Origin of the sequence: Rhodocytophaga rosea (assembly GCF_010119975.1) — a bacterium.
Lineage (GTDB): Bacteria > Bacteroidota > Bacteroidia > Cytophagales > 172606-1 > Rhodocytophaga > Rhodocytophaga rosea.
Genome location: NZ_CP048222.1, coordinates 1,533,229 through 1,553,502, shown reverse-complemented (window position 1 = coordinate 1,553,502; position 20,274 = coordinate 1,533,229). Strand labels below are relative to the sequence as shown.

Sequence of the window (20,274 nt, the reverse complement as noted above, 5' to 3'; positions counted from 1 at the left end):
ATGGATATTGAGGATTACATGTATAAATCTTAATCATAGTCCCACTTCTCCATTTGTTTAATTTTTAACTCGTCCACAATTTTAGCATATATCTGGGTAGTTTTAAGCTGGGTATGCCCGAGAATATTTGAAATTACTTCCAGACTGATACCTAAAATAAGTGAGTTAATAGCAAAGGAATGACGTGAACAATGAAAGGAAATGTATTTATCGATTTTTTGCATAGCAATAATTTGCCTAATATCAGTGTTTACCCGGCTGTTGCTCTGTTTAAGCTTTTTTGAAAATAATCTATCGTTTTTCAGTAAATCAGTTTCAATTAACTGTTCATATTTTATTCCAAGCCTTTTTGATAATAATCTTACTACCCTATTGCTCAAAGGTATTTCAACCGGCTTCTTTGTTTTTTTCATCAGCATAGAAATAAAGTATCGGTTTCCGGACAATTTTAGGTATAGGGCGTTCAATCGGCCTACATCAGAAAACCTTAATCCAGTATAGCAGGCAATCAGAAAATAAAACAAAGTATTTTGAAGCTTAGCGGAAAGAAGTTCTGAATCATATAGATTATGTAGGGTTTCTACTTCTTTTAAGCTTAAATACTCTTTTACCGAATCCTCAGAGGGTATTTCAAAATCTTTGAAGGGATAATTTTTAGTAAGTCCTTTCTTAATGGCCAGATTTAAAAACTTACGGATCATCTTAAAATCCCCATGAAGTGTATTAGGTTTATTGCCCTTTTCAACCAGGTGATACTGGTACTTCTGTAAAAACTCAAAATTGAGATGTTGCAAGGTCAGATCCGGACGGTATCCGGCTAATTTGTCAATCTGATACTTAGTGGTTTTATAATGTTTTTCGGAAATAGCTCTTCTTGATTCTTCTAGTTCCTGGCGGCAAAAATCCACAAACAGCAGTTTGCCATCTGTATTAAAAGATTGAATAACCTGTGCATGAGTAACAGCTCTTCCTTCGTGTTGTAAATCCAATATGATCTTTTCAATAGAAGCGAGCTTTGCACTTAAATAGACATTCAGTTTCATGGAATTTGGCTCTGCTCTGCCTACTTTACCTGAGCTGTTATCAAAATTTTCATGGTTTACATACTTGCCTGTTGCAATCAGTTTTTCCTTATTATTTATTCTTAAAATAATGTAAACCGGTGCTGTACCATCCGATTTACGTTTACTTTTTTTACAATACAGTTTAGCCGATACACTCATAAGCTGGTCTGAATGGGTCTGAAATAGGTCTGAAAAGTTAATATTTAGCAGCTAAAAATATAGCTTTTCGATATTAAAAACAACCTGCGAGTAGGACGAAAGAAAGATGCTAAAAACAAAAAACCGCTTAATTTGTAAAATTAAGCGGTTTTAGAGGTGATTCCGTTTGGATTCGAACCAAAGACCTACTGCTTAGAAGGCAGTTGCTCTATCCAGCTGAGCTACGGAACCAAATTTTACAAGAATAACGCAATTAGCTTTTAGCAAATGCGACTGCAAAGAAATGAAATAGTTTAAAATAGACCAAATATTTAAATATAAAATCTGCCCTCTGTTGCTAATTATAAATAGAAATATCACACATTTGTTATCTCTCTTTCTTTAGTCACAACCACACTGATGCAATATTATGATATTGAAAACAGCTGTTTTCAATATCATAATAAATAGCTAAAAGAAGCATACGGTTTATTGTTGAATAACTCTGCTATTTGTATTTTTAAAGTGCTGACAAACAATAGATTAAAATAATATTTTGTCATCCTAATTTCTATTAAAAATGTTAGCTTTATTGTGTCATGCACTGACATAGGGTTGTCAGTGGCTATGGTTATTTTGTAGTAACCAAACCTCTCTGCCATGAGACAAGCAACTAAAGAAATGAAAAACCAAATGGCCATCTGGCCTGTACAGGCGCATCATTCCACAACCTTGCAGCCAGCCAGGCTACAAGAGCAGGAACTCGCTTTTTTCTTCCTGGATATCAGAGACTTTACTCCTTTTATTGCTTCCCGACCGGCTTTGCAGGTGATGCATGCCATGCAGCGTTTATTTAAAATTTTCCGTAAAGCCATTATTGCTAACGGGGGAACTATTGTAGAAACAGCCGGAGATGGATTATATGCTGTTTTTGGACTTAATAAGTCGCTTGCAGAAGCTGCTTCTTCAGCAGTGGAATCAGGTTTTTCATTGCTTGACCAACTGGAAAAAGCGAACCAACGTTATTTTGGTCCTTATTTTCAGCACCATTTTCAGGTGGGCATTGGCTTACATGTAGGGAAGGCTGTGGTAGGAAAATTAGGCCTGGGGGTGAAGAATAATATGACGGTAATGGGATATTCAGTAAATGTAGCTGCCAGGTTACAAGAAGTTACCAAAACGCTTGATAATAACTTTATTGTTTCCAGGCAAGCATACCGGTTATTGCACAATCCTCCCATGCTGGTGGCACGGCAAGTTGCGTTAAAAGGAATTCAGGAAAAAGTAGAAATATATCTGTTGGGTAATTCTTATTCAGCATCACTATTTCAGAAACCAGCTCTAAAAGTAGCTTCCTGAAAAGAGAATAGTCAGTAGTCAACGGGTAAAACTACTGACTATTTACTACTATTATGCATGATATGCCTCAGCAAATTCCTGGGCAAAATTCTCCAGTTTGGTATGACTGAACTGAGGCTCATGTTGATGGAAATCTGCCTGCATCGTGCCAGTTCTCATCGCATGTCCCATTGTCGTATATTCTTTGGCAATCGCTTCAGGCAGGCCTGCTCCTAACAATCCCTGGTATTGTTGTTCATCAGTAAATTCTATCCAGTTGAGGTCTTCTTTACCAATGGCAGTACCCAGTACCTGGGCAATTTCTTTTCCGCTTCTTTCGTCGCTGGCAATATACCGGATAGAAGAGCCTGTAAAATTTAAACTTAACAGTTCTTCTAAGGCGGCTTTGGCAATATCGGCCGGATGTACTAAAAGCACTTTTTCATTTCCTCCGAAATTGCTTCCTATGATACCTGCATTTTTTACCATCGGAATCAGACTTAGAAAATTATAATAAAAATAAGAAGGACGTAGGTGTTTAATATGTATACCTTGCAGCTTATTAAGTTTTTGTTCAAAATCGTGTAAACCATCTACCGGGCCGGCACCATTCCCCATGTGTGCACCAATACTACTCAGGTTCACAATGTATTGTACATTACTTCCGGTAAGCGCTGCAATATAGCTGTCTGCAACCTGGTTCATAGATTTTCTCCAGTCAGTAGTCTGCCAGATGGGCGGAATCATGGTATAGGCGACTTCTGCATCTTTAAAGGCATTTTTCAGAAAGGCAGCATCATTCAGGTCCCCAACCAGGGCTTTTGCTCCAAGATTTTCAATTTCTGCCACTTTATCCGCTTTACTGGTAATAACGGTTACCTCTTTGCCATTTTTAACAAGGCCTTCTACAAGGTGCCGGCTAATGTTTCCTAAAGAACCGGTGATGATATACTTTTTCATATAATTGATTTTTGTTTATGGGCCAAATCTACTAAATTGGTCTGCATAATGTAAGTAGTAACAAAAAAAAGAAGTAGTTATTTAAATCATACTAATATTGATTATCAGATAGATGGAAAAAATAAATTATAAAAGCATTGAGCGGTGCCCGGTAACGGCCACTATGGAAATTATAGGCGGCAAGTGGAAGCTACTAATTATGTACCTGATCAGCAATGATATTAACCGCTTTGGAAAAATGTCGATGATGCTTAAGGGAATCAGCAAACAAATGCTTACCTCTCAGCTCAGAGAACTGGAAGCAGATGGTATTATTGAGCGGAAAATTTATGCAGAAATTCCGCCCAGAGTAGAGTATTTTCTGACCCGGAAAGGTAAATCTCTGCTGCCTATAGTCAATATGATGAAAGAATGGGGATTGGCTTATATTAGAGAGGAAGAACTACAATTGAATTAGGCTATACACATTTCAGGAACTACTTATTTATCAGGATTAATAAGTGAAGTTGAGTTTAGTAAGACCAGCCTTCACCTCTGGTGCCGACATAAATGTATTCCACAATAAGGCTGACCGGTAATTCTCAATCATGGCTATCATAGGCCCCTGGTCAATGGCCAGATATGATTTTCCAAACCAGCCCCTGGTTACATTAAAGGCATCATAAAATCCATAAGGCCCCCATGTTTTATCTCCAATGTTATAATAGAAAAAGCGTATGGCTTCCATGGAATACTCCGGTGTATACGGCAGCGATGAAATAGCTGCTGTAGGTGTAATTACGCCTAGGTCATTGGTAGGCGAATGTGCCGAATAGCCATCCTGGTTATCACTGGCGGTAAAGCCCCAGTTTTGCGGACCATAGCCAACAAAATTACCAGGATTTTGCAAGGCATGAGCCCGGTTGATTAAAGTATGATTCACATTTTGTTCCCAGTAATTGGCATAGGTATCCTGGAGTTTCCGGGGATCTAAACCCAGAAAAGAATAATGCGCAAAAAATAAAGGTCCGCCATAATCGAAGCCTAAAGGTAGGCGGATGCCGTAAAAACTTTTTCCGTTTGAGAAATGCGAATTTTGCGCCCAGCCGTTCTGATATACCGAAGTCGTAATAGGATGGGTAGGAGAGGAGGCAGCCAGTACATAAGTGATCAAGGCTTCATTGTAGCCACGCAATTCAAAGTTCATGGCCCATTCTACTCTTGGCGACCAATGCCAGTATAACACATCTTTTCCGCCTCTGGTATACCAGTCCCATTCTACTTCTTCCCATAGTGTAGTAATCTGTTGGGCAAGTTGTAATTCTACAGCATCGGCTGGATTGAGGTATTGACGTACGGTGAGTAAGCCTTGTACCAGAAAAGAAGTTTCTACCAGATCGCCTCCATCATCATTTGCACTAAAAGGAACTACTTTACCGGTACTGCCATTCATCCAGTGTGGCCAGGCACCATGAAAACGGTCAGCAGTTTTGAGGAAGTTGACAATTCTTGTTAGCCCTTCAATGCCTTCCGTACGGCTGATAAAGTTCCGTTCAATACCTACCAGAATGGCCATCAATCCAAAGCCTGAGCCGCCAGTAGTTACAATATCCCCAGAATTGTCTCTTTCGCGGGCCATGCCACTTACCGGATGTGCAAAATCCCAGAAATAGGTAAAGGTTTTTTCCTGAATCAAAGTAAGAAGTGCATCATCGGATAGCAGAGGAAACTTAGGTGCAATATCTACAGCTGTATAAAAATCCCGGTTGATAGCCGTAAATACTTCCCCGTCTGTTCCCTGTAGAAGGGATAAGAAAAATAAAGTATACTTAGTAAAATGCTCAAGTGGTTCCTGGCTACTAATGGTGAGTGTTTTGCCATCATCTCCGATACCAAAAGTAAGGGCAGCACTTGGACCTCCGGCACTTACTACTTTAATATTGTCATTGGTGATGGTTTGCGGATCAACCAGGTGAGAAAATCCAACTTCTATTTGCAGGTTGCGGTTTATGTTTTGAATGCGGTTGGTTCCCAAGGCATTCTGATCGCCTATAGTGAAAGATGTTATGGTTAATGCTCCTTTTTGAGTTGTAAATTCTACCTCTATGCCCGGATACTTTTCTCCTTCTTTTCCACGGATGGTATTGGCAATAACAAGACGATAGGCTGTATTATTATCCAGTGCCTGAAGAGACTGTGCAGAAATGGCTTTGTTAGTATCGAGGTAAAAAAATTGCATAGAAACAGCCTCAGTTCCTTTCAGAAGTGTAACCGATGACCGTACAGTGCTGGTATCAAGTGGTGCTGAAAAACTAATGACAACAGGACTCTCAACCGGGGCTTGCTTATTTTTTTCTTTATCATGCAGATCGAGATTGTAGGTGCCTACCCGGATGCTGGATAATTGCAGAAGCTTGTCAGCTACAACTGGTTCCTCCTCTTTCTTACAGGAAAAGAGGCAAACAAATACTAGAGAAAGCAGGATAAATTTATGCATTCGTAAGAAAATTAAAAAGAAGGGTTCCGCACATTTGTGGAAACCCTTCTATAGGATAACAGGGGTGACAATTATTTTTCAGAATCATACACAAGCTTAACTTCCTGGGCTGTTAAAGCTTCATGAAAGATACGTACATCATCCAGTTGCCCTTTAAAATGATTGGCTGTCGGAACATTATAATTGCCCCAGGGAGTGGCGCTATACCATGTACTGGAACGGTCATAAATAAAGCCAAAAGCGAGCTTATTACCTACTTCCGGAGCTGTTCCTGCATATTTTAACCCTGTAACACCACGTTTAGGCTCTCCAGCAGGCCAGAGATTAAAGTCCTGGCCTTTCATTTTCTCACCGTTAATGTACATAGAGCCTTTTTTAGTAGCTGCATCATAGGTGCATACAATATGTGCCCATTTATCTTTCAATAATACCGGTACACCACCAGTTGATGTGAGGTCTTTTACAAAATCCCATCCTTGCCAGCCACCATTATTGGCATCTTTTCCGTCGCCAGGGAACCATAAGTCTTCTGATGCAGTAGCACCATTGCCTAAATCATACTGAGCCGCCAGTTTACATGAGTTGTACCCACCATCTATCTCAAATTGAAAACCTCTGGAAGCACCCAAACCCATTACAAAATGTCCGGTAGGATTATCAGTCTCATTCACATGACCACTAGAGTTTGTTTTTACCCAGAAGCTTAAAGTAAAGTTATTCGTATTCATCAGTTCAGGACCATTGGGTACTTCAATAATACTATTGTCTCCGTTAAACTCTGCGGCTTTGCCAGCTCCGGCTTTTCTGCCGGCTACATAGGTTACTGCTACTATATCTGCTGCTGCCGGATCGTAAGCACCTACTACATCATTGGCATTGTCTTCGAAATTCCAGTAGGCAATCTGGCCAACCGGTACAAAACTACCTTCGGTAGTAAAACTTCTATCCACGACGGTTAATACTTCTCCTTTCTGAGATTTTATGCCATTCAGCGAAAGTATATATAATGTGCCACCACCAAAATCTTCAGCCGGATCAATAGTGAGGGTATTGCCGGAAGCAGTAACAGTTACATTCAGGTTGGCATCATCATAATCCCGCTGAAGTTGAACGGTGGAGGTAGGATCTACATTGCCGGTAAAGGTAGCTGTAATGGGAGAATTAGCCAGAACACCTGTAGCCGAATTGGCTCCATTCAAATCTATATCACCGGCTTTTAAGGAGGATATGGCAAAAGGTGGATCATCTTCATCTTTTTTACAGGAATTTATAGTCACCATACTTACCATAAGTACAGCAAAAGCAAATAGTTTAAACATACTTTTCATAATTGAAATAGATTTGGATTGATGAAATTAAATAAGTATATGAGTTTTGAAAATTGTAAATTGTTAATAATTAGGGTTTTGCTCTAAAATTTCGCCCGCCAGATCACGCTCGGTTTGTGGAATAGGGAGCAATTCATGTTTGCCAGCCTGAAAACCCAAGGGGCCTAATACCTGGGCTGCTTTGCCGGTGCGCACCAGATCCCAGAAGCGGTGATTTTCAAGCGCTAGTTCTACTCTCCGTTCTTTTAAAATCAGATCCCTGAGCAGATCTTTGTTGGTTTCTGCTATATCCGGCAAAATGCCTGCATTGCCTTCTCTGGCACGGGCACGTACCTGGTTGAGGTATGGCAGTGCCTGGGCTGTTTTTCCATTCTCATTCAGGGCCTCAGCAGCCATCAGTAACACATCGGCATAACGGAGCAGCCGCCGGTTATGGTCGTGCTGGGTATCTACATTCTGGCCGGGAGTCCATACTTTCTGGTTATAGCATTCGATTTCAATAATGTCGGTAGAAGAACCTGGGGAATAGGTAACATCTGGTGTATCGCCGCTGCCGGCAATAGTAATACCATCGAGTACTTCGCCTAAATAAATTACAGTTGATTGTAATCTGGGGTCATTGGGTTCAAAGCTGCTCTGGAGGTTCAACGAGGGGCGGTTAAAACCCCATCCCCGGTTGGGCGTTCCCCTCACCCCTTGTACATTGGCATACTGATTTCCGCCATTTTCCAATCCTTCTTTACCAACAGCGCCTACCTCAAAAATAGATTCTACGCCAAATTCACCAGTGATGGAATTAGCATTATCGAAATCCGCTTCCAGGGCATACTGACCAGAATTAATCACTTCCAGAGCATATTGTTCGGCTTTATCAAACTTGTTCTGAAACAAATACATTTTAGCCAGATAACCTCTGGCAGCTCCTTTCGTCGCCCGTCCATATTGCGTGGTGTTCTGTTCACTTTTTTCGGGCAGATTGGCTGCTGCAAATAGCAGATCTTCTTCAATTAAAAGATAAATATCTCCTGCTGTAACCCTCGGCAACTGAACCGGTGGAATCGTGCTCGTTACCTTGGGAACACCGCCCCATGCCCTTACTAAATCAAAATAAAATATGCCCCTTAAAAACCTGGCCTCAGCGATATACCGGTTCTTCAGAGTTTCGTCCATATTGATGGCAGGTACTTTTTCAATGACTACATTTGCCCGTTTGACACCTTCATATAAAGTAGCCCACCAGCGGCCAAGCCCATCCTGAGAGGGCGTGAATGTAAACGTTTCATAAGGGCCTACTGTTGGCGCAGCATCAAAAGGAGTGGAGCCTTTAACAGCATCATCTGACATAATATCTAGGATAGGAAATAGGCCCATATTGTAATTTTCCCTGCGCAGGATGTTATAAATGGCATTGGTAGCTTGCAGGGCATCGTCAGGAGTAGTGGGGAAAATTTCCTGGGTTAATAATCCCTGTGGCTCTCTTTCCAGAAAATCTTCGCAGGAAACCAGCATCAGCAGCGCCAGGGAACAGGTAAATAAAGTGGTATATCGATGAATGTATTTTTTCATGGCAAGGAAAGATTAAAAATTAATGTTCAGACCAGCAGAATATATTCTGGAAAGCGGATAGATACCAGTATCAATGCCGTTGTCCAGAGGGCCTCCACCCACCTCTGGGGAATAGCCGGTAAACTTAGAACTGGTAAACACATTGGTGCCCCGTACATATACCTGCGCTTTGGTAGATCTGAAGCGTTGAGTAATTACTTCCGGCAAATTATAGGTGAGCGTTACATTCCGCAGGCGCAGGTAAGACCCATCCTGAATATATCTATCGGAAATCAGGTAATTTACTCCGCCAAATGAGGATCTGGGATTAGTAGTGCTAGTGCCTGCCCCGGTCCAGCGGTTAAGCACACGTGTTTCAAAATTATATGGGTCAGGGCGGGTGGTTTCTTTCTGGTTCAGAATGTCATTGCCGGTTTGTCCGTTAAAATCCAGGGAAAGAGCTAATCCTTTGTAAGATACTTCTGCATTAAAGCCATATATAAATTTAGGAATGGGAGAACCAATATAGGTACGGTCGGCTTCCGTAATCTGACCATCACCACTCAGATCAGCATAGCGTAGATCTCCCACGCCAGATTGCACATTCCGTGGCAAGGAATTGAGTTCGGCTTCATTCTGAAAAACGCCTTCTACTTTATATCCATAAAAAGAACCCAGTGGTCTTCCGGCTATACTTCTGGTAGTACCTGCGGCATTAGGCTGGTAGCCATTCGTGTTATTAATAGCCTTTACCTCATTATGAATAGTTGTTCCAACGGCACCCAGGCGGTATTTAAAATCACGGATTTCGCTGCTCCAGGCCAGGTTAAATTCAAAACCCCGGTTGAGTACATCGGCGGCATTAAAAGGAACCGTTGCTCCCTGTCCGTTACCCAGGTGTGCCGGTACAGGCAGATCAATTAGAATATCGGTGGTGAGTTTATTGAAATAATCTACTTCAGCGGTAAGGCGGTTCTGGAATAAGCCTATTTCCAGGCCAATATCTGTTTGAGTGGTGCTTTCCCATTTTAAATCCGGATTGCCGGTACGGTCGTAGGTGGTGCCGGGAAACAAAACTTCGCCGGTTCCAAAAACTCCGTTAAATCCTTGCTTGGCAGTAGAATATTGTGCCAGATAATTGATCTTTTCATTCCCGATCATACCCCAGCTGGCTTTCAGTTTCAGGTTAGTAATCAGATCCTGGCTCTGCATAAACGCTTCATTGCTGATATTCCACCCTGCCGCAAAGGCAGGGAAATTACCATACCGGTTTTTCTCGGTGAATTTAGAAGAACCATCCCGCCGGAAAGTAGCGGTTAGCAGATAACGGTTTCCAAATGAATAATTGACCCTAAATAAGTAAGAGATCATCGAATAGAACTGGTTGTCGTCTACCCGGTTAGAAATGCTATTGGGATTGAGGTTATTAGGATTCAGATACCAGAAACTCTCGCTGGGGCGGGCAATGTTTTCTCCCCTGGCACTAAATATCTCAGAATCGGTATATTGCATAGTATACCCGGCCAGTGCATCTATCCGGCTATTGCCGAATTCCCGGAAATAATTGAGGGTATTTTCCCAGAGAAAGGTGCGGAACTGCGAATTGGTGATATATAGATCATTGATCTCATTGAACTGTTGAGGGGATACATTAAAAGCCGGAATAAAGTTACGGTTCTTCGTATTGTTTAAATCTACACCGGCACTGGTTCTGAGCTTAAAACCTGGCATAAAATCCCATTCCCCGAACAAATTACCTACTGTACGCATTCCCCGGTCGAAGTTATCGTTGTATTCGATATTAGCCAGCGGATTGCCTACATTGGGAACCTCCGAATAGGAGCCATCTGACCTGAAGGGAGCAATTACCGGTTGTGCCCGGTAGGCTACAAACACTGCATTTTCATTGGTATTCTGCTTCCAGGTAGGAGAAAAAGCCAGATTATTGCCAAAACGCAGCTGCTTCGACAAGTGAAATGTATTGTTAAGCTTAATGGTAAGCCTTTCAAAATTGGACTTTGCAATAATACCATCCTGCCGGAAATAACTCAGGCCGGTGTAATACTGCACTTTTTGCGAAGCGCCACTGACAGATACCTGATAGTTTTGAATAGGAGCCGTCCGGAATATTTCATCCTGCCAGTCGGTATTATTTACGGCATCTACATTATTATAAGAACCAGGTGCAATTTCATTGGCAATAATGGCAAATTCCCGCCCGTTGAGCAGGTCAATTTTTTTGGCTATCTGTTGCAAGCTATACTCAGCAGAAACACTTATCACTGGTTTCTCTTCCCCTAAAACCCCTCTTTTGGTCGTAACAATGATAACACCGTTGGCGCCTCTGGCTCCATAAATGGCGGTAGCCGACGCATCTTTGAGCACCTCCATTGATTCAATGTCGGCACTGTTAATGAAAGAAATATCATCCAGAATAACACCGTCTACTACGTAAATAGGATCATTATTATTAAAAGTACCTACTCCTCTGATTCGTACCACCGGATTAGAACCCGGAGCGCCGGAACCACTGGTAATTTGTACGCCAGCCACTTTTCCCTGTAAAGCCTGCATAGGCGACGAAGAAGGAATTTTGGTAAGATCAGCGCCTCTTACCGATGCCACAGAACCAGTAAGGTCACTCTTTCGCTGGGTACCATAACCAATTACCACTACATCGGCCAGGGTGGTTACTTCCGGATCTAGCGTAATGTTAATCACCGACTGATTGGCTACAACAACGGTTTGTGGTTTGTATCCCAGGTAGGAATACACAAGTATATTATCTGTAGATGTTTGTGCAGACTCTAGTTCCAGGGTGTATTCGCCATTTCCATCTGTAGCCGTTCCCCTGGTAGTACCTTGAATAATGATGCTAACGCCCGGCAAAGGGGAATGGTCGTCTGCTGAAATTACTTTCCCGGTGAGCTGGCGTTTCTGGGAGAAAGCTGCCGAAATACAGCATAAGATAAGAACAAAAAGGAGTGTACTTTTCCGCATATGCCTTCAGTTAAAATTTAGGTTTTCAGATTGCTTGCAATGCCTTATCTATCGATTTATCTATTTTTTTCAAAACCGGGAGAAAACAGCATTATGCGCATTCTATTTAACGTGGTTTCCAGCAAAAGTAACATTTTTTCGCACATTATTTATAAAAGAACCGGTATTCAAATTTGATTTTACGAAGCTGCCATCAGTCAGAAGGAGTATAAGAAAAATACAGTATATTCGTGCACCTATTTTACCTAACCTACTGCTTGATTAGCTGATTCATGGAGTCTTATCCGGTCGTTATTATTGGTGCAGGTGTAGCAGGGCTTACCTGTGCACATTACTTACACAAAAAACAAATTCCTTTTATTCTCATTGAATCCAGTGCAGATGTGGGCGGTAGAATATGGACAGACAAGATAGATGGATTTTTACTGGACAAAGGATTTCAGGTCTTTCTTACTTCATATCCGGAGGCGAAACATATTCTCAACTATGATTCGCTAGATTTAAAAGCTTTCCGTTCGGGAGCAATTATCCGGCAGAATAAGCGTTTTGTGAAGCTGGTTAATCCGCTGAAAGAACCGTTTCTGGCCTTTTCTGCTTTGTTTTCGCCGGTAGGTTCGCTGCCAGATAAATTCAGGATTTTACAGCTTACCCAGGAATTGAAAGACTTACAGGAAGATGAAATATTTGCTCAGAAAGCGACCAGTACCCTTGATTTTCTGAAAAGCTATGGCTGGAGCGAAAAGATGATTGACAGTTTCTTCAAACCATTTTTCGGCGGTGTTTTCCTGGAAAGAGAACTCAATACGTCCAGCAACTTCTTCCGGTTTGTATTTAAACAGTTTGCTGCAAGCGATGCCGTACTTCCGGCAGGAGGCATACAGGAAATTCCCAGGCAACTGGCGGCCAGTTTACCTGCAAACAGCATCCGGACCAATACCCCTGTGAAACATATTAATGGCAGTACGGTTGAACTTATCAGCGGAGAGCAGATACAGGCCAGAAACCTTGTGGTAGCGGTGGATGAATTGGCTTCTGCAGGCTTGCTTGGCAACAAAATACAGCCTGTTTTTAATGCTACTTCCTGTATTTATTTTTCGGCAAACCGTTCGCCTTTAGATACAGATATGCTGGTGATTAATAGTGAGGAACAAGGTTTGATTAATAATTTGTGTGTGCCCAGCGATATTGCTCCTGCGTACGCTCCATCAGGTAAAGCACTGATTTCAGTAAGTATAGTGAAGAAACATTCGTTTACAGAGGCTCAACTCGTAGAGAAAGTGAAAGAAGAACTAGTAGCGTGGTATGGAAATGAGGTACTCTCCTGGCAGCATCTAAAGACATATAGTCTTCCGCAGGCATTACCTGCTTTTCCAGCCAGCGAACCAGCAAAAAAGAATCTGAAATGGAATGATACTACCTTTATTTGTGGGGATTATATGGCCTATCCTTCGCTAAACGGAGCGATGGCTACCGGAAGACAGGTTGCTGAGTCGATAGCTGCTTCGGGAAGATAGATATATTATGAGAAAATTATTTATTGTTGTTTTGTTATTATCTGTCGTTGTGCTTCCAGTATCAGGCCAAAAGATTGATTTCTCACAAAAGCTTTCTCCTCTAGATTGGAAAATTGAGAAGCGAGCATATCTTTTACCCGAGGATGAACGCTTGGCTTGGTCATTTTCAAAAGCAAATATTATTGAAAAGAAAAATAAGTGGTCAAAACTTGATTATTGTAATTGTAGTGAAAAGAATGATACCATTACTATATGGATTTCCTATAGATCAGAAGGAGGTATAGGAGTTTCATTAAAAGTATACAAAGATCACTTTACATCCTCCTTTGTTCATTATTCTGATATTGCAGAGTTTGCTAACGAACAGTATGAAGTAATCTATCGTACTTCGAAGACAAGGTTAAATATCAATTATATCAACTTACAAAATGAGAAAGGAATAGTTGGATATATTGATTTGAAGTCAAAGCCTATAAAGACAATCAATCGGAAAGTATTTGAATATCAAGGTAAGTTTCAGTGTATAATAAAAACAGTTTAAGTAATACTTGTTTTTATTATATTTCTCCACTGAATAGCCTTCAATAACTTCCTCCCTGGCGGTACTTGTTCATAATGGTTTTGAACAATTCACCAGTAGATGGAGGTGTATAGGTAATGGCATTGGCACCAGCGGTAATAGTTCTGTTGATACTTTCATCATCCTTCCCACCAGTAGCAATAATAGGAAAATCAGGGTTGATCTGCCGGATTTTCTGCACAATAGTTTCTGTCTGGGCAGCACCAGATACATTAAAAATGTCTACACCAGCATTAATCCGGCCTTGTATATCCTCATCAGTAGACACCACAGTTACAATCACGGGAATTTCCAGTTTCCGCTTCAGTTTTTCGATCAGATCATTAGGCGCCGGTTTATTCAGTACGACACCCAATGCTCCCTGAAATTCAGCATCCAGGGCAATTTCCAGTGAACGTTTGCCGGTCGTAAGTCCGCCGCCAATGCCGCAAAAAATAGGTTTGTCGGAAGCCAGAATAAGTGCGTGACTGATAATGGGCTGTGGAGTAAAAGGATACACCGCAATGATGGCGTCGGCATTGGTATTGCGGATAATGGCGACGTCGGTGCTAAACAACAAAGATTTGATGCATTTTCCCAGAATAATAATGCCACTACAGGAACTGATGGATTCCGGAACCCGGATAATATTGCTTCTCAGGTTGCCTTTAAATTCCGGAACAGGTTTACGGGCTGGTTTTTGCATATAAAATTTTTTAGCTGGCGACAGAGCATTTCCTTACACAACGCACATTCTCCTGGTATCTTTTCCCTTCGAAGATAAGCTTTCTATTTTCAGAAACGAAGTAATCTGTTGCTGAGGAAATAAATTAACAATAGCTTAATAGACTGTGATCGGTTGTAAAATAGAATGCGGGCACATTTAGTACCTCATATATAATTCCTTTAACACTTTCTGCATTTCTTTTCTCACTTCGTCTATATCCACCACATAATTGTTGTGCATAAAGCTAAATATCAGGGTTTTCCCTTTTTTTGTAACCAGGTAGCCGCTCAGGCAATGTACATTAGATAAGGTGCCGGTTTTGGCAAAAATATAAGGCTGTCCGTTGTCAGAAGCATACCATTTTTTTATGGTTCCTGACTGGCCGCCAGCCGGGAAAATATTAAATAAACGTTGCCTGGGAACTTCTGTATAGAGTTTTTCCAGGATTTTAATTATACTCCTTGGTGTAAAAAGATTATATCTGGTGAGGCCGGAGCCATCTTTCCAGATGGGTTTATCGGGCAAATCCAGCAAGTGGTTTGTTGCATAAGAAATGGCTTTTTCCGTATTGAGCGTATCTGAAATTGTAGAGGAACACAATAAGAGCAGTTGTTCTGCAATAAAATTATCACTTTCCTGCATCAGGCGTTTGTACAAAGAATCCGCCCGAATGCTGTATAAGATGTTTTTCTGTCCGGTTAGCGGCTGGCTTTGAAGCAGTACAGGGTTATGTAAAGTATCGCTGAGTAATTGTAAAACTAGAAAATCACTTTGGCGGAAAGGAACATCCTGGGTAAAGGCTTTGATAAACGTTTCAGGGTAATAGCTGAACCAATTATGTTCGGGAAGCCGGTGAAAAATGGAATCGGGAGCTGGAATAACTGTATTTCGGCTCACCATTTTTGTAAAAGAACGCGGAAAGGTGTGCCATTTTCCTTGCTTATCTACCTGGAAACGGACAATATTTCCATACACCGGAAAAGCGGATTTTTCTGCTGAATAATAATCATTGTAATCATCCCAAGCCCATCCGGGACCATAGTGATAGCCTTTATAGTATGCCGGTATATAAAATAATTTTTCTGTCCGGCTGTTTAAAAAATCGTATACAGTCGTGTTTTTCAGGTCAGGGTGCAGAAATGAAGGGTCGCCTGTTCCCTGGAAAAAAAGCGAATCGTTCCGGACTGTGTAGTGCAAGCCCGGAACAGAATCGCCCAGCATGTGTAAGGAAGTATAAAAAGTAAATATTTTTGTATTGGAAGCAGGCGTAAAATATTGTGCTGCGTTGTGCTGGGCAATCATTTTCTTTAATTCCGGGTCATATAAGGCAAATCCGGTAAAATGGCTAGAGAATATTTGTGATTCTGAGACCATCTTCTGTATCTGTAGCGGCCGGATCTGTTGCTTTGTGGCAGTACAGGCAGCTAATAGGATGCAGAATAAAGTATATACAAGATTTTTCCGGAAGAAGTAAGATATAATCACGGTTTGCGGAGTTGATATGAGAAAATTAACTAATCTTGCCAGCCTGCTTAGGTAGCTCCAGAAGTATTTCCTAGAAAATTATTAAATTATTGGATAATTTCAATACCTGACTGATTTTGTAAAACTATCGTGTATGCGGTATATCAAATTTCTGTTGCTTATGACATTAATTTCCTGTGAGAGCGGACGTGCCCACGAAACGCCTGTGCATCAGCTTGCTTTGGTTGAGGACATAAAGCCGGCCAAGGATATATTTTATTCCCTGCATGAAAAATACCTGGAAAAATCCATCACGCACCGCCGCTTTAAACATACAGATATTGTACGGATTCTGGATAGTTTGAAAACCAATCCTTTGTTCGAAGTAAAAAAAGTGGGCGAATCGTTTCAGAACCGGGATATTTTTCTGGTAAAAGCAGGTTCGGGAAAAACAAAAGTACTCTTATGGTCGCAGATGCATGGAGATGAGCCTACGGCAACGATGGCCCTGCTGGATATTTTCAAGTATCTGGCTGATTCTACGTCTGGTGATAAGGTACGGGATGATTTACTCAGGAACACAACCTTGTATTTTATTCCCATGCTCAATCCGGATGGTGCTGAAGTATACAAGCGCCGCAATGCCCTGGATATAGATTTAAACCGGGATGCGGTGAGCCTTCAATCGCCGGAATCGAGAATATTGAAAAGCGTAAGAGATAGCTTGAAACCTGACTTCGGATTCAACCTGCATGATCAGAATACCAGGTATACAGCCGGAAAAACAAGCAAGCCTGCTACTGTTTCTTTTCTGGCCCCGCCCTACGATTATGCCAAATCTGAAAATGAAGTGCGTACCAAGGCTATGAAACTGATTGTATATATGAACCGCTTACTGCAGAATTATATTCCAGGCCAGGTGGCAAAATATTCAGATGAGCATGAACCCAGGGCATTTGGCGATAATATTCAGAAATGGGGCACGAGTACCGTATTGATAGAATCGGGTGGTTATAAAAATGACACAGAAAAGCAGTATATCCGCAAACTTAATTTTGTGGCCCTATTAAATGCCCTTAAGGCTATTGGGCAACAAACTTATACTTCCGAAAAAATAGCCAACTATTACAAAATTCCTGAGAACGAAAGATATTTGTTTGATCTGTTGATCCGGAATGCAGAGACAGAAAGAGAAGGAAAGCCTTACAGATTAGATATTGGTATTGACAGGTACGAAGTGAACATGGCTCCTTATACCAACTTTTTCTACCGGAGCAGCATTGAAGAGATTGGAGATATGTCGGTGCGGTATGGCTACCAGGAACTGGATGCTTCAGGCATGCGCCTGATTCCCGGAAAAATATATCCGGAAGTGATTAAGAATGTACGCACCCTGCAATCGATGAATATAAAAGAAATATTGCAAAAGGGATTTACAACGGTGAAAATTAAGAATTATATGCCTGCTGACCAGTTTACGGCTTTGCCCATTAATATTATTACCGGCAAGAATACACGCAACCATGAGGTAATATTAAGCCGGAGTGCCAACTTTGTACTGGAACAGGATGGACAGGTGCGTTATGCGATTATTAATGGATTTATTTATGATCTGCAGCAGGATAAAAATGAAGTGTTAAATGCGCTGGTAAACTAAGTCTGGAATGGTGTAATATCTTTATTTCGTTCGGTTTGAGGGCAATACAAGGAAGCAGTTATCTGTTTACCTGGTTTCCCTTGTCGTCTTCGAAGTGATAGTTCTGAGGAGTTTCATAGGCGTATACTTTCCATACATTATCTTCCACTTTTTCCCATATCCATAAGATGCCATTTATTCCTCTGGCAATGGTATAACTCTCTAGGGCTGGCACCTCTTTCAAGGAAGTGACATTGTTCATCTTTGACATGATTTTAATACTTAATTTTTCTTTCTGATTATAGAATGAAGTGTTGTGTACCTCAAAGGTAGCTTAGACTCTACGCGTGAAAAATGAGGAAAATCATGAAAAAGGATGATACTAAGCCAGGGATTTAAACTGATACATGGGAGTACATTTTGCGTGTATTTTCAATCCATTTATCCCGTTATCAAAAGAAAGAACTTATCTGAACCATACAGGTAGCGTAATTCTTAGCAACAGACAAGTTCTTTGGTATGAATGAGCTGATTTTATTTGACTTCCTTTTTCTTTTTTAAGGTAAATACCCTTGAAACATTAAACCCAATGTAGATATCGCCTTTCGACCATCTGCCGGTGTTGCCAGGAACAAAAAACTTCTCGATCATCCCCTGCGAATTGGTCAGGTGCAGCTGAAAAACGTGTCCCCCTGTTTCAATATCAAAGCCCAGAGATAAGGTATTGTAATAATCATCGGCAGTTTTACCCGGAAGTACATAAAAATATTCAGCATTAAAAGAAGTGCGTTTGGTAAGTTTAAACCTGCCTGCTGCGCCTACAGCCATTACATCATTCTGGTCTTCAGTAGTAGCTACCAGATTCCGGTGAACAAGGGTAGGAGAGAGTTGTAAGGATAATTTATCGCTGAATTTCCGGGCTACAATGGCCTGGTAGGTATAACTGAGCCTTGATGAGAATAAGTTATCCCTTTCCGGTTCAGTAAATTTTAGGGAAGTAGCAGCAATGCTGGTAAACAGTACTACCGAAACAGGCATATTTTTGCTTTGCCGGAGCACTTTATATTTCAGAAAACCATCATATGTTTTTTCCAGGGAACTTCTGCCAACTCCAATAGTGAACCGGTCAGTTAAGCCATATTCTAGTCCCAGGCGGATCGTAGCCTGGTCCAGGCCAAAGAAATTATAGGCACCACTATTAAGGGTACCAAACCGGTGGGAAATCATAAACTGCAGCACTCCATTTTTGGTCGTTTCCACCGAATGCCCATTAATTACTCTGGTAGTTTTAAAAGTGGCAATGGTATAGGCAGGAGTTTTCTTTTGCAAGGAATCATTTTCAAGCAATCCCAGCAAATCATCTTGTGCTTGCAGGGCAGTTACCGAACAAAGAAATATAAGCAGGAGAATGAGTTTAAGTTTGGGCATATAGGTACTAGAGTTGAGGGTTTGTGTGGTTACTGCTTGAAAGGCTCATATACCATATCTATCTTGATATCAATGGTTTTTTGAATGTTATCCTGTACAACTTTAGGGATTTGGATGTTGTAATCAGCTACAGCTACAGTAAAATTAGATTTACCCAGTATTTTTCCTTCTTTCACTTCCAGAGTACCTTCTGTTTTCACAGGTTTGGTCACACCATGAATCGTAAGGTAGCCCTCTACATTTACTTTGTACAGCCCGTCTTTCTTTGTATCTACACTCTGGGCATTAGTTATTTTGCCTTTAAATGTAGATTTTGGGTACTTATCCGACTCTATATAATTCTCATTAAAATGCTCCTGCATCAAAGCTTTCGGAAATTCAAAAGACCGCATCAGTACGGAAAATACCATCTCTCCACTTGAAAAGTCAATTACGCTGGCTACCTGCCGGTTATCTGCTTTTATATCTTCTACAGGAGTTGAAGAATAAAATGAAATATGGCCTGCACGGGTAAAATAGCGCCCTTGTGCGGAAACATAGGTTGAAGAATAAAGCAGGATCAATAAAAAACAAACTGAAAAAAATCTCATATATAAATAGCTTGGTTAGTTCTCAGGCATACCGGCTTCAATCCACCGGCTGATTTTAGTGATATCACAGGAAGGTAGTTTGGCTCCATCTTTTGGCATAGGTGTAAATCCCGGAGAATGGCTGATGGCTCCTAATAAGCGTCCGCTTCCGGCGATGGCTTTGGCCTGGTTGTAGCCTTCTAAAATAACACCTCCCGAAGCTGCCGCTTGATTATGGCATGGATAACAAGTGGTCTGTAAAACCGGAAGCACATCCAGTGTATAGGTAACAGTTACCGTATCGCAGGGATTGATTGCCTCATTGCCATATAACTCTTCTTCATTATGATAGGCACAGGAAAATAATAGATAAATCAGCAAAAAGAATGTACCGCATTTAAATAAATATCTCATAATAAAGGGAAAAGGTGGTAGTATGCTTACTAATTTTATTCTACTATAAGGGTTTTAAAAATTTCTGATTTAATCATACATAGCGCCTCTGATCATATCTTCACAATTTCACAT

The 20,274-nt window shown here is 41.1% G+C and carries 17 protein-coding genes and 1 tRNA gene; 5 read left to right on the top strand and 13 right to left on the bottom strand.

What is annotated here, in order from left to right:
- Nucleotides 1–29: 29 nt before the first annotated feature.
- Nucleotides 30–1,223, bottom strand: a complete 1,194-nt coding sequence (locus GXP67_RS06570) for a site-specific integrase (protein ID WP_162442403.1) — start codon at nucleotides 1,221–1,223, stop codon at nucleotides 30–32.
- Between the two features lie 157 nt (nucleotides 1,224–1,380).
- Nucleotides 1,381–1,454, bottom strand: a tRNA-Arg gene (locus GXP67_RS06565).
- A gap of 408 nt (nucleotides 1,455–1,862) precedes the next feature.
- On the opposite strand from GXP67_RS06565, the gene GXP67_RS06560 reads away from it, so the two are divergent.
- Nucleotides 1,863–2,561 carry an adenylate/guanylate cyclase domain-containing protein gene (locus GXP67_RS06560; protein WP_162442402.1) on the top strand — a complete coding sequence of 233 codons (699 nt, stop codon included), beginning with the start codon at nucleotides 1,863–1,865 and terminating at the stop codon, nucleotides 2,559–2,561.
- A gap of 51 nt (nucleotides 2,562–2,612) precedes the next feature.
- Here GXP67_RS06560 and GXP67_RS06555 read toward each other — a convergent pair whose 3' ends face one another.
- Nucleotides 2,613–3,500, bottom strand: coding sequence for an NAD(P)H-binding protein (locus GXP67_RS06555; RefSeq protein ID WP_162442401.1), 888 nt, complete (start codon nucleotides 3,498–3,500; stop codon nucleotides 2,613–2,615).
- A 112-nt stretch (nucleotides 3,501–3,612) separates the two neighbouring features.
- Between GXP67_RS06555 and GXP67_RS06550 the strand changes: the two genes are divergently transcribed.
- Entirely contained in the window at nucleotides 3,613–3,957 is a 345-nt protein-coding gene (locus GXP67_RS06550; protein WP_162442400.1) for a winged helix-turn-helix transcriptional regulator, read from the top strand.
- Between the two features lie 36 nt (nucleotides 3,958–3,993).
- Here the strand turns inward: GXP67_RS06550 and GXP67_RS06545 are convergent, their stop codons facing one another.
- From GXP67_RS06545 to GXP67_RS06530, 4 genes are all read right to left on the bottom strand, one after another.
- Complete coding sequence (locus GXP67_RS06545) at nucleotides 3,994–5,976, bottom strand: glucoamylase family protein (protein ID WP_162442399.1); 1,983 nt, start codon at nucleotides 5,974–5,976, stop codon at nucleotides 3,994–3,996.
- Nucleotides 5,977–6,047: 71 nt separating this feature from the next.
- Nucleotides 6,048–7,304 (bottom strand): LamG-like jellyroll fold domain-containing protein, encoded by a 1,257-nt coding sequence (locus tag GXP67_RS06540; protein ID WP_162442398.1) that lies wholly within the window; start codon nucleotides 7,302–7,304, stop codon nucleotides 6,048–6,050.
- Nucleotides 7,305–7,367: 63 nt separating this feature from the next.
- Nucleotides 7,368–8,870, bottom strand: coding sequence for a RagB/SusD family nutrient uptake outer membrane protein (locus GXP67_RS06535; protein WP_162442397.1), 1,503 nt, complete (start codon nucleotides 8,868–8,870; stop codon nucleotides 7,368–7,370).
- A gap of 12 nt (nucleotides 8,871–8,882) precedes the next feature.
- Nucleotides 8,883–11,849 carry a SusC/RagA family TonB-linked outer membrane protein gene (locus GXP67_RS06530; protein WP_162442396.1) on the bottom strand — a complete coding sequence of 989 codons (2,967 nt, stop codon included), beginning with the start codon at nucleotides 11,847–11,849 and terminating at the stop codon, nucleotides 8,883–8,885.
- A 272-nt stretch (nucleotides 11,850–12,121) separates the two neighbouring features.
- Here GXP67_RS06530 and GXP67_RS06525 point away from each other — a divergent pair, with 272 nt between their 5' ends.
- Nucleotides 12,122–13,363, top strand: a complete 1,242-nt coding sequence (locus tag GXP67_RS06525) for a protoporphyrinogen/coproporphyrinogen oxidase (RefSeq protein ID WP_162442395.1) — start codon at nucleotides 12,122–12,124, stop codon at nucleotides 13,361–13,363.
- A gap of 7 nt (nucleotides 13,364–13,370) precedes the next feature.
- A complete protein-coding gene (locus tag GXP67_RS06520; protein WP_162442394.1) occupies nucleotides 13,371–13,904 on the top strand; it encodes a hypothetical protein in 534 nt (177 codons plus the stop codon).
- A gap of 40 nt (nucleotides 13,905–13,944) precedes the next feature.
- On the opposite strand, the gene GXP67_RS06515 is transcribed toward GXP67_RS06520, so the two are convergent.
- Together GXP67_RS06515 and GXP67_RS06510 are read right to left on the bottom strand one after the other, a co-directional pair.
- Nucleotides 13,945–14,628 (bottom strand): beta/alpha barrel domain-containing protein, encoded by a 684-nt coding sequence (locus GXP67_RS06515; RefSeq protein ID WP_162442393.1) that lies wholly within the window; start codon nucleotides 14,626–14,628, stop codon nucleotides 13,945–13,947.
- A gap of 177 nt (nucleotides 14,629–14,805) precedes the next feature.
- Complete coding sequence (locus tag GXP67_RS06510; RefSeq protein ID WP_197901652.1) at nucleotides 14,806–16,134, bottom strand: D-alanyl-D-alanine carboxypeptidase/D-alanyl-D-alanine-endopeptidase; 1,329 nt, start codon at nucleotides 16,132–16,134, stop codon at nucleotides 14,806–14,808.
- 160 nt (nucleotides 16,135–16,294) lie between these two features.
- Between GXP67_RS06510 and GXP67_RS06505 the strand changes: the two genes are divergently transcribed.
- Nucleotides 16,295–17,770, top strand: coding sequence for a M14 family metallopeptidase (locus GXP67_RS06505; RefSeq protein ID WP_232065004.1), 1,476 nt, complete (start codon nucleotides 16,295–16,297; stop codon nucleotides 17,768–17,770).
- 58 nt (nucleotides 17,771–17,828) lie between these two features.
- On the opposite strand, the gene GXP67_RS06500 is transcribed toward GXP67_RS06505, so the two are convergent.
- The 4 genes from GXP67_RS06500 to GXP67_RS06485 form a co-directional block, all read right to left on the bottom strand.
- The gene (locus GXP67_RS06500) at nucleotides 17,829–18,020 is read right to left on the bottom strand and encodes a hypothetical protein (protein WP_162442391.1); all 192 of its coding nucleotides are present in this window, start codon (nucleotides 18,018–18,020) and stop codon (nucleotides 17,829–17,831) included.
- 263 nt (nucleotides 18,021–18,283) lie between these two features.
- A complete protein-coding gene (locus GXP67_RS06495; RefSeq protein WP_162442390.1) occupies nucleotides 18,284–19,177 on the bottom strand; it encodes a DUF5777 family beta-barrel protein in 894 nt (297 codons plus the stop codon).
- 29 nt (nucleotides 19,178–19,206) lie between these two features.
- Nucleotides 19,207–19,767, bottom strand: coding sequence for a YceI family protein (locus tag GXP67_RS06490; protein ID WP_162442389.1), 561 nt, complete (start codon nucleotides 19,765–19,767; stop codon nucleotides 19,207–19,209).
- A gap of 15 nt (nucleotides 19,768–19,782) precedes the next feature.
- On the bottom strand, nucleotides 19,783–20,160 hold the full coding sequence (locus tag GXP67_RS06485) for a hypothetical protein (RefSeq protein ID WP_162442388.1): 378 nt from the start codon (nucleotides 20,158–20,160) through the stop codon (nucleotides 19,783–19,785).
- Nucleotides 20,161–20,274: the final 114 nt, after the last annotated feature.

Bases quoted from the DNA above. Each gene is read 5' to 3' on its own strand.
- GXP67_RS06570 (WP_162442403.1), bottom strand. From the start codon at position 1,223: ATGAGTGTATCGGCTAAACTGTATTGTAAAAAAAGTAAACGTAAATCG.
- GXP67_RS06560 (WP_162442402.1), top strand. From the start codon at position 1,863: ATGAGACAAGCAACTAAAGAAATGAAAAACCAAATGGCCATCTGGCCT.
- GXP67_RS06555 (WP_162442401.1), bottom strand. From the start codon at position 3,500: ATGAAAAAGTATATCATCACCGGTTCTTTAGGAAACATTAGCCGGCAC.
- GXP67_RS06550 (WP_162442400.1), top strand. From the start codon at position 3,613: ATGGAAAAAATAAATTATAAAAGCATTGAGCGGTGCCCGGTAACGGCC.
- GXP67_RS06545 (WP_162442399.1), bottom strand. From the start codon at position 5,976: ATGCATAAATTTATCCTGCTTTCTCTAGTATTTGTTTGCCTCTTTTCC.
- GXP67_RS06540 (WP_162442398.1), bottom strand. From the start codon at position 7,304: ATGAAAAGTATGTTTAAACTATTTGCTTTTGCTGTACTTATGGTAAGT.
- GXP67_RS06535 (WP_162442397.1), bottom strand. From the start codon at position 8,870: ATGAAAAAATACATTCATCGATATACCACTTTATTTACCTGTTCCCTG.
- GXP67_RS06530 (WP_162442396.1), bottom strand. From the start codon at position 11,849: ATGCGGAAAAGTACACTCCTTTTTGTTCTTATCTTATGCTGTATTTCG.
- GXP67_RS06525 (WP_162442395.1), top strand. From the start codon at position 12,122: ATGGAGTCTTATCCGGTCGTTATTATTGGTGCAGGTGTAGCAGGGCTT.
- GXP67_RS06520 (WP_162442394.1), top strand. From the start codon at position 13,371: ATGAGAAAATTATTTATTGTTGTTTTGTTATTATCTGTCGTTGTGCTT.
- GXP67_RS06515 (WP_162442393.1), bottom strand. From the start codon at position 14,628: ATGCAAAAACCAGCCCGTAAACCTGTTCCGGAATTTAAAGGCAACCTG.
- GXP67_RS06505 (WP_232065004.1), top strand. From the start codon at position 16,295: ATGACATTAATTTCCTGTGAGAGCGGACGTGCCCACGAAACGCCTGTG.
- GXP67_RS06500 (WP_162442391.1), bottom strand. From the start codon at position 18,020: ATGTCAAAGATGAACAATGTCACTTCCTTGAAAGAGGTGCCAGCCCTA.
- GXP67_RS06495 (WP_162442390.1), bottom strand. From the start codon at position 19,177: ATGCCCAAACTTAAACTCATTCTCCTGCTTATATTTCTTTGTTCGGTA.
- GXP67_RS06490 (WP_162442389.1), bottom strand. From the start codon at position 19,767: ATGAGATTTTTTTCAGTTTGTTTTTTATTGATCCTGCTTTATTCTTCA.
- GXP67_RS06485 (WP_162442388.1), bottom strand. From the start codon at position 20,160: ATGAGATATTTATTTAAATGCGGTACATTCTTTTTGCTGATTTATCTA.